This window comes from Leclercia adecarboxylata (genome assembly GCF_006874705.1).
Lineage (GTDB): Bacteria > Pseudomonadota > Gammaproteobacteria > Enterobacterales > Enterobacteriaceae > Enterobacter > Enterobacter adecarboxylatus_C.
On the sequence record NZ_CP035382.1, the window covers coordinates 839,375 to 852,834 of the forward strand.

Sequence of the window (13,460 nt, forward strand, 5' to 3'; positions counted from 1 at the left end):
GGATAAAACGCATGTCGTATACACCCACGAACGATCCCATCGATCAAGGATTGTTCGATATTACCCGTAGCCTGCTGCAACAGCCCGATCTCTGCGCCCTGGCGCAGGCGCTGACCTGGCATGCACGGCAGATGAACCTGGCCGATCGCGCCAATATTCTGCTCTGGCAGTCAGAGCAGCGTCGCGTTTATCTGTACAGCACCGACGAGCAGGATCGGGATATCCGCTATGAAGATGAGCCGCTGCTGGCGAACGGACCTTTTCGCCGCATGCTGTCGCGCCCGGACGTGCTGCACTGTCCGGCGGACACCTTTAAAGAGACCTGGCCGGCGCTGGCCGGGCTGGATCTCTATGCGCCTTTTGCCCATTACTGCCTGACCCCGTTGGCGGCCGACGGCCGGATCTTCGGCGGCTGCGAGTTCCTGCGCAGTGAGGATCGCCCCTGGAGCGACAGCGATTTTTCCCGGCTGCAAACCCTGACCCAGGCGGCCGGCCTGGCGGTGGAGCAGATCCTGGCCCGGCAGAATAACAGCGACAGCTATGACGTGCTGTGCCGTGAACGTAACGATTTCCGCCTGCTGGTCGCCATCACCAACGCGGTGCTGTCCAAACTCGATCTCGACGAGCTGGTGACAGAGGTTTCCCGCGAGATCCAGCGCAACTTCGGCATTGATTCCATCAGCATGGTGTTGCGCAGCGAGCGCAAGGGCAAGCTCCTCGTCTACTCCACCCATTACCTGGATAAAAACGCCCCGCTGTACGATCAGAGCGAGGTGGACGAGAAGGGCACGCTGTCGGAAAAAGTCATGCGTAACAAAAAGATGCTGATGCTTAATCTGCACAGTCGCGATCAGCACGCCCCGTACGAACGCATGCTGTTTGATATGTGGGGCGAACAGGATCAGACCCTGTGCCTGTTCCCGTTGATTTTCCGCGATCGGATCCTCGGCACCCTGAAGCTGGCCCAGTGCCAGGCCCAGGTCTTTACCGCCTCGAACCTGGAGCTGCTGAACCAGATTGCCGAACGCATCGCCATTGCCGTAGATAACGCCCTCTCCTACCGCGAAATCAGCCACCTCAAGGAGCGGCTGATCGACGAAAACCTCGCCCTGACCGAGCAGATCAACAACGTCGCTACTGATTTTGGCGAAATCATTGGCCGCAGCTCGCCGATGATGACGGTGATGAAGCAGGTGGAGATGGTCGCCCACAGCAACAGCACGGTGCTGATCCTCGGCGAGACCGGGACCGGTAAAGAGCTGATTGCCCGCGCCATTCATAACCTCAGCGGACGCAGCGATCGCCGGATGGTGAAGATGAACTGCGCGGCAATGCCCGCCGGTCTGCTGGAAAGCGACCTCTTCGGCCACGAGCGCGGGGCCTTTACCGGCGCCAGCGCCCAGCATATTGGCCGCTTTGAGCTGGCGGACAAAAGCACGCTGTTCCTCGATGAAGTGGGCGATATGCCTGTTGAGCTCCAGCCCAAGCTATTGCGCGTGCTGCAGGAGCAGGAGTTCGAACGGCTCGGCAGCAACCGCACCATCCACACTGACGTACGCCTGATCGCCGCCACCAACCGCGACTTAACGCAAATGGTCGCCGATCGTGAGTTTCGCAGCGACCTTTACTACCGGCTCAACGTGTTTCCGATCTTCCTCCCGCCGCTGCGGGAACGCCCGGAAGATATCCCCCTGCTGGTGAAGTCGTTCACCTTCAAGATTGCCCACCGGCTGGGGCGCAATATCGACAGTATCCCGGCGGAGACGCTGCGTCAGCTCAGTAAGATGGAGTGGCCGGGCAACGTGCGCGAGCTGGAAAACGTGATTGAGCGGGCGGTGCTCCTGACCCGCGGCAATGTCCTGCAACTGTCGCTCCCGGATATCGATTATCCGCGCTTTGTCAGCGCCGCAGTGCCGGAGACGCCCGTCAGTCCGATCCGCGAAGGCGAGGAGGAGTATCAACACATTATGCGGGTGCTGAAAGAGACCAACGGCGTGATCGCCGGGCCAAAAGGCGCAGCCAAACGCCTGGGCCTGAAGCGCACCACGCTCCTGTCGCGCATGAAGCGCCTGGGAATCGATAAGAACGCCATTTTGTAGGACGCAGGAGGGAAATATCACCCGCATGAGTGGAATATAATTCTCATGTTTTCGGGGTGCTATTTCCCTGCCCTTACCGGCGACATTCCCCTGTCATATTCCTGTGCATTTTTGTTTTCGCTCCGCGAATTTCGCCATAATAAGACATTTCTCAAGAAAAATTCATATCGCGCTCAGCCCTTATCTCATGGGAAATTGCGCCGATTCGCGCGCGGCAAAAATCATGCCACAAGCCAATCCAGGGTTGTCTCAGATTCTGAGTATGTTAGGGTATGGCCGGTTAATTATATTCACTGGTAATGATATCGACATAAATAAATAACGGGACATTCTTTATTGCATGGCAATTAAATTAGAAGTTAAAAATCTTTATAAGGTATTTGGCGAGCACCCGCAGCGCGCATTCAAATATATTGAAAAAGGACTTTCAAAAGAACATATTCTGGAAAAAACCGGGCTGTCGCTTGGCGTTAAAGACGCCAGTCTGGCCATTGAAGAAGGCGAGATTTTCGTCATCATGGGGTTATCCGGTTCGGGTAAATCCACTATGGTTCGCCTTCTCAATCGCCTGATTGAACCCACCCGCGGACAGGTGCTGATTGATGGCGTGGATATCGCCAAAATATCGGACGCCGAGCTCCGCGAGGTGCGCAGAAAAAAGATCGCGATGGTGTTTCAGTCGTTCGCTCTGATGCCGCATATGACGGTATTAGATAACACCGCCTTTGGTATGGAATTAGCCGGCGTTGCGGCCAATGAGCGCCAGGAAAAAGCGCTGGATGCGCTGCGTCAGGTGGGGCTGGAAAATTACGCTCACGCCTACCCGGATGAACTTTCCGGCGGGATGCGTCAGCGCGTAGGATTAGCCCGCGCATTAGCGATCAACCCCGATATATTATTAATGGACGAAGCCTTCTCGGCGCTCGATCCCTTAATTCGTACCGAGATGCAGGATGAGCTGGTAAAACTGCAGTCGCGGCATCAGCGCACCATTGTCTTTATTTCCCATGACCTCGATGAAGCCATGCGAATTGGCGATCGTATTGCCATTATGCAAAACGGCGAAGTGGTGCAGGTGGGAACCCCGGATGAAATTCTCAATAATCCGGCGAATGATTATGTGCGTACCTTCTTCCGCGGCGTGGATATTAGCCAGGTGTTCAGCGCCAAAGATATTGCCCGCCGAACGCCGAACGGCATTATCCGTAAAACGCCAGGCTTCGGCCCGCGATCGGCGCTCAAACTGCTGCAGGATGAAGACCGCGAATACGGTTATCTGGTTGAACGCGGTAATAAATTTGTCGGTGTTGTCTCCATCGACTCCCTGAAAACCGCGCTTAGCGAAAACGCAGGAATCGATGCGGCGTTAATTGACGCTCCGCTTGCTGTGGATGCCGAAACGCCGCTCAGCGAGCTGCTCTCCCATGTCGGTCAGGCGCCCTGCGCGGTACCGGTAGTCGGAGAGGAACAACAGTACGTCGGCATCATCTCAAAACGCATGTTGCTGCAGGCTTTAGATCGCGAGGGGGCAAACAATGGCTGATCAATCTAACCCGTGGGGCACCACTGAGGCCGCCGACAGCGCGGCACAATCCGCCGACGCGTGGGGTACCGCTCCGGCGACGGCTCCTGCGGACGGCGGCAGTGCCGACTGGCTGACCAGCGCCCCGGCGCCGGCGCCAGAACATTTCAATATTATGGATCCGTTCCATAAAACCCTGATCCCGCTCGACAGCTGGGTGACAGAGGGGATCGACTGGGTGGTGACGCACTTCCGCCCGGTGTTTCAGGGGATCCGCGTCCCGGTGGATTATATCCTCAACGGCTTCCAGCAGCTGATGCTGGGCATGCCGGCCCCGGTCGCCATCGTGCTGTTCTCGCTGATTGCCTGGCAGTTTGGCAGCGCGGGGATGGGCATCGCGACCCTGATCTCGCTGATCCTGATCGGTGCGATCGGTGCCTGGTCGCAGGCGATGATCACCCTGGCGCTGGTGCTGACCGCCCTGCTCTTCTGCGTGGTGATTGGCCTGCCGATGGGGATCTGGCTGGCGCGCAGTCCGCGGGCGGCCAAAATTATCCGGCCGCTTTTGGATGCGATGCAGACCACCCCGGCGTTTGTCTATCTGGTGCCTATCGTGATGCTGTTTGGCATCGGTAACGTGCCGGGCGTGGTGGTGACCATTATCTTCGCCCTGCCGCCGATTGTGCGTCTGACCATTCTGGGGATCAACCAGGTACCCGCCGACCTGATCGAAGCCTCGCGCTCGTTTGGCGCCAGCCCGCGCCAGATGCTGTTCAAAGTGCAGCTGCCGCTGGCGATGCCGACCATTATGGCCGGTGTGAACCAGACCCTGATGCTGGCCCTGTCGATGGTGGTGATCGCCTCGATGATCGCCGTAGGGGGTCTTGGTCAGATGGTGCTGCGCGGGATTGGTCGTCTCGATATGGGACTCGCCACCGTGGGCGGCGTCGGGATCGTGATCCTCGCCATTATTCTTGACCGCCTGACCCAGGCTGTCGGTCGTGATTCACGCAGTCGCGGCAACCGTCGCTGGTACACCACCGGCCCTGTCGGGTTAATCACCCGTCCCTTCTCAAAAGCAAAATAAGGAACAACGATGCGACATAGCGTAATTTTTGCCACAGCGTTTGCCACCCTTGCCTCCACCAGCGCATTTGCTGCCGATCTGCCGGGCAAAGGCATTACCGTGCAACCGGTACAGAGCACCATCTCCGAAGAGTCGTTCCAGACCGGGCTGGTCAGCCGGGCGCTGGAAAAGCTGGGGTATACCGTCAGTAAGCCCAGCGAAGTGGATTACAACGTGGGCTATACCTCTATTGCCTCCGGCGATGCCACCTTTACGGCCGTAAACTGGCAGCCGCTGCATGACGACATGTACAGCGCGGCGGGCGGCGACAAGAAGTTCTACCGCGAAGGCACCTTTGTCTCGGGCGCGGCGCAGGGTTATCTGATCGACAAGAAAACTGCCGACCAGTACCACATCACCAATATCGAACAGCTGAAGGATCCGAAGATCGCCAAACTGTTTGATACCAACGGTGACGGCAAAGCCGACATGATGGGCTGCTCCCCGGGCTGGGGCTGCGAAGCGGTGATTAACCACCAGAACAAAGCCTTCGATCTGGCGAAAACCGTGGACGTCAGCCACGGCAACTACTCCGCAATGATGGCCGACACCATCGCCCGCTTTAAGGAAGGCAAGCCGGTTATCTATTACACCTGGACGCCGTACTGGGTGAGCGACGTGCTGAAGCCGGGTAAAGATGTGGTCTGGTTGCAGGTGCCGTTCTCCTCCCTGCCGGGCGAGCAGAAGGATATCGACACCAAGCTGCCGAACGGCATGAACTATGGCTTCCCGGTGAACACCATGCACATCGTCGCCAACAAAGCCTGGGCTGAGAAAAACCCGGCGGCGGCGAAGCTGTTCTCGGTAATGAAGCTCCCGCTGGCGGATATCAACGCCCAGAACGCGATGATGCACGCGGGCAAATCCTCTGAAGCCGATGTCCAGGGTCACGTTGACGGCTGGATCAAAGCCCACCAGCAGCAGTTTGATGCGTGGGTGAATGAGGCGCTGGCCGCGCAGAAGTAAGAGCACGCAGTGCCCCCTCATCCCAGCCGGGGTGAGGGGCCTGGATCGCACGATCCATCACTCAACATCTCCCCGCCTCCCTTATTCATCCGTTATTATGGTTTTTGAAAAAATAATCACTCAACTAATGATTTCAAAAACCTGATGACAAAATCTAATCAAGGGCTTAGCCCCGCACTTATTCTGCTGATGTCAGTGGCAACCGGTCTGGCGGTCGCCAGTAACTATTACGCCCAGCCGCTGCTGGAAACCATCGCCCGCAATTTTTCGCTCTCGGCCAGCTCGGCCGGTTTTATCGTCACCGCCGCCCAACTGGGGTACGCCGTGGGTCTGCTGTTCCTCGTGCCGCTGGGAGATATGTTTGAACGTCGGGCGATGATTGTCTCCATGACCCTGCTGGCCGCCGGAGGGATGCTGATCACCGCCTCCAGCCAGTCGCTGGCAATGATGATCCTCGGCACCGCCCTGACGGGCCTGTTCTCGGTAGTGGCCCAGATTCTGGTCCCGCTCGCCGCCACCCTCGCCTCGCCGGAAAAACGCGGTAAGGTGGTGGGGACCATTATGAGCGGCCTGCTGCTGGGGATTTTGCTGGCGCGCACCGTCGCGGGCCTGCTGGCGGGTATCGGCGGCTGGCGCACCGTGTACTGGGTGGCGTCGGTGCTGATGGTGGTAATGGCTCTCGCCCTGTGGCGCGGCCTGCCGAAGGTGAAGTCAGAAACCCATCTCAACTACCCTCAGCTGCTGGGGTCCGTTTTCAGCCTGTTCACGCACGATAAACTGCTGCGTACCCGGGCGCTGCTGGGCTGTTTCACCTTTGCTAACTTCAGCATCCTCTGGACCTCAATGGCCTTCCTGCTGGCCTCCCCGCCGTTTAACTATTCTGAGGGGATGATCGGCCTGTTCGGCCTGGCCGGTGCCGCAGGCGCGCTGGGCGCACGACCTGCGGGTGGCCTGGCGGATAAGGGTAAATCGCATCTCACCACCACCGTCGGGCTGGTGATGCTCCTGCTCTCCTGGGCAGCGATCTGGTACGGGCATGTCTCGGTGCTGGCGCTGATTGTCGGCATTCTGGTGCTCGACCTTACCGTGCAGGGGGTGCATATCACCAATCAGACCGTGATCTACCGCGTTAAGCCGGACGCCCGTAACCGTCTGACGGCCGGGTACATGACCAGCTACTTTATCGGCGGTGCCGTCGGGTCACTGATCTCGGCGTTCGCGTGGCAGCATGCCGGCTGGGCAGGCGTGTGTGCGGTTGGGGCGGTGATGGCGCTGGTTAACCTGCTGGTCTGGTGGCGCGGCTACCATCGCCAGGAGGCAATTCAATAAGGTTTACATAAGTTTGGGGCTCCTCAGGGTGTTAAGGAGCCCCTCAGTCTGTTATGGTGGCGTAATCATTTATTCCGGAAATTTTTATGTGGGTAATATATTAGAATACCGCATGAATAGCTTACGCCCGAAGACCCATCCCCGTTTTGCCAGTGCCATCCCCTCTTTTCTGTGCTTACCGGGTCACGGATCTACCCGGCTCTTGATGACGGTGAAATTTGTCTAATGGATTTTAGCCGCACAAATAATTCATTTACATTATTTGTCACTGTCGTTACTATATCGGCTGTAATTAATGAGGTTATGCCCAAATGGATAGTTCGTTTACGCCCATTGAACAAATGCTTAAATTTCGCGCCAGTCGCTATGCAGATTTCCCGTATCAGGAGATCCTGCTGACCCGTCTCTGCATGCATATGCAGGGCAAGCTGCTGGAAAATCGCAATAAAATGCTGAAAGCTCAAGGGATTAACGAGACGTTATTTATGGCGTTGATTACGCTGGAGTCTCAGGAGAATCACAGCATCCAGCCTTCCGAGCTGAGCTGCGCCCTGGGTTCGTCTCGTACCAATGCAACCCGTATTGCCGATGAGCTGGAAAAACGCGGCTGGATCGAACGCCGTGAAAGCGACAACGACCGCCGTTGTCTGCATCTGCAACTGACCGAGAAAGGTCACGAATTCCTGCGCGAGGTGCTTCCACCTCAGCACAACTGTCTGCATCAACTCTGGTCGTCTTTAAGCGGTACCGAGAAAGAGCAGCTCGAGCATATCACCCGCAAGCTTCTCACCCGTCTGGACCAGATGGATGAAGACGGCGCTGTTCTTGAGGCGCTGCGCTAACGCGACGACACGCTCCAAAAATCCAGATTCATAAGAAAACCGACAGGCCAGCACATCATAGTGCTGGCCTTTCTGATAACAGGTCGGCTCAGCCGATGTGAAATAATAAGATCGTGGAGAAAATCATGAGCGCAAATGCGGAGAACACAACCCCGCAGCAACCGGTCAACAACAAGAAAGGCAAACGCAAGCGCGCCCTTCTGCTGCTGACCTTGCTCTTTATTATCATTGCCGTGGCATATGGGATCTATTGGTTTTTAGTACTGCGTCATAGTGAAGAGACGGATGATGCGTACGTGGCAGGGAACCAGGTTCAGATTATGGCGCAGGTGTCGGGCAGCGTGACGAAAGTCTGGGCTGACAATACCGACTTTGTGCAAAAAGGCGACGTGCTGGTGACGCTGGATCCGACCGATGCCCAGCAGGCGTTTGAAAAAGCGCAGACCGGGCTGGCCTCGAGCGTACGTCAGACCCGCCAGCAGATGATCAACAGCAAGCAGCTGCAGGCCAACATCACCGTGCAGAAGACCGCCCTCGCCCAGGCGCAGAGCGACTTTAATCGCCGCGTTCCGCTCGGCACCGCCAATCTGATTGGCCGTGAAGAGCTGCAACATGCCCGCGATGCGGTGGCCAGCGCGCAGGCCCAACTTGATGTCGCCATCCAGCAGTACAACGCCAACCAGGCGGTGGTGCTGGACACGACCCTCGATCAACAACCTGCGGTGAAACAGGCGGCGACCGAAGTACGCAACGCCTGGCTGGCCCTGGAGCGAACCAAAATTGTCAGCCCGATGACCGGTTACGTATCCCGTCGCTCGGTGCAGCCTGGCGCGCAGATTAGCTCCTCAACCCCGCTGATGGCGGTGGTGCCAGCAACTAACCTGTGGGTGGATGCTAACTTCAAAGAGACGCAGCTGGCGCATATGCGTATCGGCCAGAGCGCGACGGTGGTCAGTGATATCTACGGCGACGAGGTGAAATACACCGGTAAAGTTGTCGGCCTGGATATGGGTACCGGTAGCGCCTTCTCCCTGCTGCCTGCCCAGAACGCCACCGGGAACTGGATCAAAGTGGTTCAGCGTCTGCCGGTGCGTATTGAGCTGGATGAGAAACAGCTGGCGGACCATCCGCTGCGTATTGGCCTCTCCACGCTGGTGACGGTCGATACCTCCAACCGCGACGGTCAGATGCTGGCAAACCAGGCGCGTTCTAACCCGGCCTACGAAAGTAATGCCCGCGAGATCAGCCTTGAGCCGGTGAATAAGCTGATCGATGAGATCGTGAAGGCAAACGCCGGTTAATCCGAAGGTGAGCGTTATGCAGCAGCAAAAACCGCAAAAACCGTTGGAAGGCGCGCAGCTGGTCATCATGACCATTGCGCTGTCGCTGGCGACATTCATGCAGGTGCTGGACTCCACCATCGCGAACGTGGCGATCCCGACCATCGCCGGGAACCTTGGCTCATCCCTGAGCCAGGGGACATGGGTGATCACCTCGTTCGGGGTGGCGAATGCCATCTCCATCCCGATTACCGGCTGGCTGGCAAAGCGCGTCGGGGAAGTAAAACTCTTCCTCTGGTCGACCATCGCCTTTGTTATTGCCTCCTGGGCGTGCGGGATGTCCAGCAGCCTGACCATGCTGATCTTCTTCCGCGTGATCCAGGGGATTGTCGCCGGACCGCTGATCCCGCTGTCGCAAAGTCTGCTCCTCAACAACTACCCGCCGGCCAAACGCTCCATCGCGCTGGCGCTGTGGTCGATGACGGTGATCGTCGCACCGATCTGCGGCCCGATTCTGGGCGGCTATATCAGCGATAACTACCACTGGGGCTGGATCTTCTTTATCAACGTGCCGATTGGCGCGGTGGTGGTATTGCTGACCCTGCAGTCGCTGCGCGGTCGCGAAACCCGCACCGAACAACGGCGTATTGATGGCGTGGGGCTGGCGCTGCTGGTGCTGGGCATCGGCAGCCTGCAGATCATGCTCGACCGCGGGAAAGAGCTGGACTGGTTCGCCTCGCAGGAGATCATCGTCCTGACGGTCGTGGCGGTGGTGGCGCTAAGCTTCCTGATTGTCTGGGAGCTGACGGATGACAACCCGATAGTCGATTTATCGCTGTTTAAGTCGCGCAACTTCACCATAGGCTGTTTGTGTATCAGCCTTGCCTACATGCTCTACTTCGGCGCTATCGTTCTGCTGCCGCAGCTGTTGCAGGAGGTATATGGCTATACCGCCACCTGGGCGGGGCTGGCGTCAGCGCCGGTCGGGGTGATCCCGGTCCTGCTGTCGCCGATCATCGGCCGCTTTGCCCATAAGCTGGATATGCGTCGGCTGGTGACCTTCAGCTTCATTATGTATGCGGTGTGCTTCTACTGGCGCGCCTATACCTTTGAGCCGGGCATGGACTTTGGTGCCTCCGCGTGGCCGCAGTTCATTCAGGGCTTTGCGGTAGCCTGCTTCTTTATGCCACTGACCACCATCACCCTCTCCGGCCTGCCGCCGGAACGGATGGCGGCGGCCTCCAGTCTGTCGAACTTTATGCGTACCCTGGCGGGCTCCATCGGTACCTCGATGACCACCACCATGTGGACCAACCGCGAGTCACTGCACCATGCGCAGCTGACTGAATCGGTGAACGTGTTCAATCCGCAGGCGCAGGAGGTTTACAGCCAGCTGCAGGGGATGGGCATGACCGAGCAGCAGGCTTCGGGCTGGATAGCGCAGCAGATCACCGCGCAGGGGCTGATCATCTCGGCTAACGAGATTTTCTGGCTATCGGCGGGCGTGTTCATTGTGCTATTAGGGCTAATATGGTTCGCCAAACCGCCATTCGGCGCGGGCGGCGGAGGCGGTGGCGCGCACTAACCGGCTGAAAAGAAAAACGGATCTGCATGCAGATCCGTTTTTTTATGGGAGCGATTAAGCTTACTTAATGCCGATAATTTTAATCGTAATGATCGAGACCGTGCCTGGCGGTACAAAACCGGGAACGCCCGCTTCACCGTAGGCCTGCTTCGCAGGAATATGCAGTTTTGCCTCCCCGCCCAGCCCGAGCTTTTTCACTACCGTCTGGAACAGCGGCGGTAAGTCTTTAACCCGGCTGGCGCGAACCTCTTTACTGGACATCACTTTTCCGGTGCCCAACACCTCATCAATTTCGGTAATGATCTCATTCTTGCCCGTAACCAGAGGTGCTTCACCCTGCTGAATCACCCGGTAGATGGCGCCATCCGGCAGTCGCTTGGCCCCCTTCTCATTCGCCGCCTTAGTCATGATCGCTTTACTCTGCTTTTCATTTTCGCTTTGCGTCGCGACAAACTGCTTTTTCTGTACCTGGTCCAGCGCGGCCAGCTCCTTCGAAAGCGCAGCGGGTGTCAGCTGGAGCTTATTGTTTACCTTATCGTCAAAGCCCTGCATAAAGGCGTTGAGATCGAGTTTTTTGTTCAGCCCGTCGAGCTTGCTCTTCTCACGCCCTGCCGCATCGCCATACCAGGTGCCAATGGCGTAGCTGGTCAGGGTATCTTTTGCTGCAGCTTTATCGATCTTCATCCGCTGCTTATCCGCGCCCTCTTTTGCAGGTGCAGACTGGCTCTCTTTCAGCTTCTGGTTTTCGGCTGTCAGCGTTGCCAGAGAGGCGCTTTGCGTTTTCTGCTGCTCCTCAAGCGAGGCTTTTTGCGTCTGGAGCAGAGCCAGCTGCTTTTTCAGCTCCGCCGTCTCTTTCCCGGCGGTAGCCAGCTGGGTGACCAGCGCACCGCTTTTGTCTTTCTCGCTGCCCACGTTATTTTTCTGAAGCGCCAACAGGGATTCCTGTGAAGCGATGACTTTTTTAGCGTCCTCCAGCTGGTTCTGGGCAATATCGACCTTGAACTTCTCGCTTTTAAGCTGTTTTTCCTGCTCGGCCATCCGGGTTTCCAGAGTGGCTTTTTGCAGGTTTAGCGCCGACAGCTGGGATTTTAAGGCATCCACCTCTTTCACCGCGCCGCTGCTCTTGTCACTGCTGGTTTTGAGCGTGGCGAGCTGTGCGTCCAGCGCATTCTTTTGCGTTTGCAGATCGGCCAGGGCTTTGGTCAGGGTTGCGTTTTTCTCGCGGGTCTCTTTCAGCCCGGCCAGCTCTGTTTCCAGCGCCTTTTTCTGCGTCTGCAGGTCAGCCATCTCCTTCGCCAGCGCGGCGCTTTTCTCATTGGCCGCTTTCAGCGCGGCCAGCTGGGTATCCAGCGCTTTCTTCTGGGCCTGCAGATCGGTCAGCTCTTTAGTCAGAGCCGCGTTTTTCGCACTGGCTTCTTTCAGGGAGGCCAGCTGAGTATCCAGCGCTTTCTTCTGGGCCTGCAGGTCGGTCAGCTCCTGAAGCAGCTTCTCTTTGTCGCTTCCGGCGCTGCTCTTCTGCGCGGCCAGCTGGGACTCCTGCGAGGCGATGACTTTTTTGGCGTCTTCCAGCTGGTTCCTGGCAATCTCAGACTTTGTCTTTTCGCTGCTGAACACTTTTTCCTGTTCGGCCAGCCGGGTTTCCAGAGTGGCTTTTTGCAGGTTTAGCGCCGACAGCTGGGATTTTAAGGCATCGACCTCTTTCACCGCGCCGGTGCTCTTGTCACTGCTTGTTTTGAGCGTGGCGAGCTGTGCGTCCAGCGCATTCTTTTGCGTTTGCAGATCGGCCAGCGCTTTGGTCAGAGCCGCGTTTTTCGCACTGGCTTCTTTCAGGGAGGCCAGCTGAGTATCCAGCGCTTTCTTCTGCGTCTGCAGGTCGGTCAGCTCCTGAAGCAGCTTCTCTTTGTCGCTTCCGGCGCTGCTCTTCTGCGCGGCCAGCTGGGACTCCTGCAAGGCGATGACTTTTTTGGCGTCCTCAAGCTGGTTCTGGGCAACCTCAGACTTTGTCTTTTCGCTGCTGAACACTTTTTCCTGTTCGGCCAGCCGGGTTTCCAGGGTGGCTTTTTGCAGATTCAGCGCCGACAGCTGGGCTTTTAAGGCGTCGAGCTCTTTCGCCACGTCGATAGCCTGGGCGTTGTTCGCCTTGAGAGCGCTCAACTGCGTATCCAGCGCATTTTTCTGTACCTGCAGCTCGCTCAGGGCTTTAGTCAGTTCGGCGCGTTGTACGTTGGCGTTACGCAGTTGCTCTGCCAGTTCGGCATATTTTTGTTGATCGACGCCAGCTGGCTTCGGCAACGTCGCGATAAGGCTTTCGACGGCAAGTTTTTGTGCACTGCCTTCCGGCTGTGATTTAAGTCGGGCGATTGCCTGCTCCTTTTCCGCGACGCGCTCCTTCTCGTGGGCAACAGCCTGTTCCAGTAACGACTTTTCGCTTTCTACCGCGCTCAGCTGTTTATCTAATCCGGTGATGGTGGCATTAGCCTGGCGAAGCGCCTCGGTGAGGCGGGAAAGTTTGGCCTGGTCTACTGCAATGGCTTTGTCTTTTTTATCGGGCACGGCACGCGCCGACGGGCGGGCTGGCTCTGCTTTCGGCGGCGCCGCGTCCGGGGGATTCGTGTTGGCTTCTGAGGCAATGAAAGGATTGGTTGAACCGTTGCCGATAATTTTTTCGTTATTTAAACGTTCCAACAAATCCGTTCCGGCTGAAAATGCTT

9 protein-coding genes are annotated in these 13,460 nt (G+C 57.4%); 8 read left to right on the top strand and 1 reads right to left on the bottom strand.

Features of this window, described 5'->3' with window-relative positions:
* Window positions 1-11: 11 nt before the first annotated feature.
* The 8 genes from flhA (at window position 12) to emrB (ending at window position 10,749) form a co-directional block, all read left to right on the top strand.
* Window positions 12-2,099: a formate hydrogenlyase transcriptional activator FlhA gene (gene flhA, locus ES815_RS04915; protein ID WP_142486874.1), complete on the top strand. Its 2,088-nt coding sequence runs from the start codon at window positions 12-14 to the stop codon at window positions 2,097-2,099.
* 340 nt (window positions 2,100-2,439) lie between these two features.
* Window positions 2,440-3,642, top strand: a complete 1,203-nt coding sequence (proV, locus tag ES815_RS04920) for a glycine betaine/L-proline ABC transporter ATP-binding protein ProV (protein ID WP_142486875.1) — start codon at window positions 2,440-2,442, stop codon at window positions 3,640-3,642.
* Complete coding sequence (gene proW, locus ES815_RS04925; RefSeq protein ID WP_142486876.1) at window positions 3,635-4,708, top strand: glycine betaine/L-proline ABC transporter permease ProW; 1,074 nt, start codon at window positions 3,635-3,637, stop codon at window positions 4,706-4,708. The genes proV and proW overlap by 8 nt, the downstream gene beginning before the upstream one ends.
* A gap of 9 nt (window positions 4,709-4,717) precedes the next feature.
* Window positions 4,718-5,713, top strand: a complete 996-nt coding sequence (proX, locus tag ES815_RS04930; RefSeq protein ID WP_106994523.1) for a glycine betaine/L-proline ABC transporter substrate-binding protein ProX — start codon at window positions 4,718-4,720, stop codon at window positions 5,711-5,713.
* A 144-nt stretch (window positions 5,714-5,857) separates the two neighbouring features.
* Window positions 5,858-7,042 carry an MFS transporter gene (locus tag ES815_RS04935; protein WP_142486877.1) on the top strand — a complete coding sequence of 395 codons (1,185 nt, stop codon included), beginning with the start codon at window positions 5,858-5,860 and terminating at the stop codon, window positions 7,040-7,042.
* Window positions 7,043-7,353: 311 nt separating this feature from the next.
* Entirely contained in the window at window positions 7,354-7,884 is a 531-nt protein-coding gene (mprA, locus tag ES815_RS04940) for a transcriptional repressor MprA (RefSeq protein WP_032613564.1), read from the top strand.
* A gap of 125 nt (window positions 7,885-8,009) precedes the next feature.
* Window positions 8,010-9,185 (top strand): multidrug efflux MFS transporter periplasmic adaptor subunit EmrA, encoded by a 1,176-nt coding sequence (gene emrA / locus ES815_RS04945; RefSeq protein WP_142486878.1) that lies wholly within the window; start codon window positions 8,010-8,012, stop codon window positions 9,183-9,185.
* Between the two features lie 16 nt (window positions 9,186-9,201).
* Window positions 9,202-10,749 carry a multidrug efflux MFS transporter permease subunit EmrB gene (gene emrB / locus ES815_RS04950; protein ID WP_142486879.1) on the top strand — a complete coding sequence of 516 codons (1,548 nt, stop codon included), beginning with the start codon at window positions 9,202-9,204 and terminating at the stop codon, window positions 10,747-10,749.
* Window positions 10,750-10,809: 60 nt separating this feature from the next.
* Here the strand turns inward: emrB and ES815_RS04955 are convergent, their stop codons facing one another.
* Complete coding sequence (locus ES815_RS04955) at window positions 10,810-13,434, bottom strand: FKBP-type peptidyl-prolyl cis-trans isomerase N-terminal domain-containing protein (RefSeq protein ID WP_142486880.1); 2,625 nt, start codon at window positions 13,432-13,434, stop codon at window positions 10,810-10,812.
* Between the last annotated feature and the right edge of the window lie 26 nt (window positions 13,435-13,460).

What these genes read in the sequence shown, in the direction of transcription:
- flhA (WP_142486874.1), top strand. Translation starts at nt 12, where the DNA reads ATGTCGTATACACCCACGAACGATCCCATCGATCAAGGATTGTTCGAT.
- proV (WP_142486875.1), top strand. Translation starts at nt 2,440, where the DNA reads ATGGCAATTAAATTAGAAGTTAAAAATCTTTATAAGGTATTTGGCGAG.
- proW (WP_142486876.1), top strand. Translation starts at nt 3,635, where the DNA reads ATGGCTGATCAATCTAACCCGTGGGGCACCACTGAGGCCGCCGACAGC.
- proX (WP_106994523.1), top strand. Translation starts at nt 4,718, where the DNA reads ATGCGACATAGCGTAATTTTTGCCACAGCGTTTGCCACCCTTGCCTCC.
- ES815_RS04935 (WP_142486877.1), top strand. Translation starts at nt 5,858, where the DNA reads ATGACAAAATCTAATCAAGGGCTTAGCCCCGCACTTATTCTGCTGATG.
- mprA (WP_032613564.1), top strand. Translation starts at nt 7,354, where the DNA reads ATGGATAGTTCGTTTACGCCCATTGAACAAATGCTTAAATTTCGCGCC.
- emrA (WP_142486878.1), top strand. Translation starts at nt 8,010, where the DNA reads ATGAGCGCAAATGCGGAGAACACAACCCCGCAGCAACCGGTCAACAAC.
- emrB (WP_142486879.1), top strand. Translation starts at nt 9,202, where the DNA reads ATGCAGCAGCAAAAACCGCAAAAACCGTTGGAAGGCGCGCAGCTGGTC.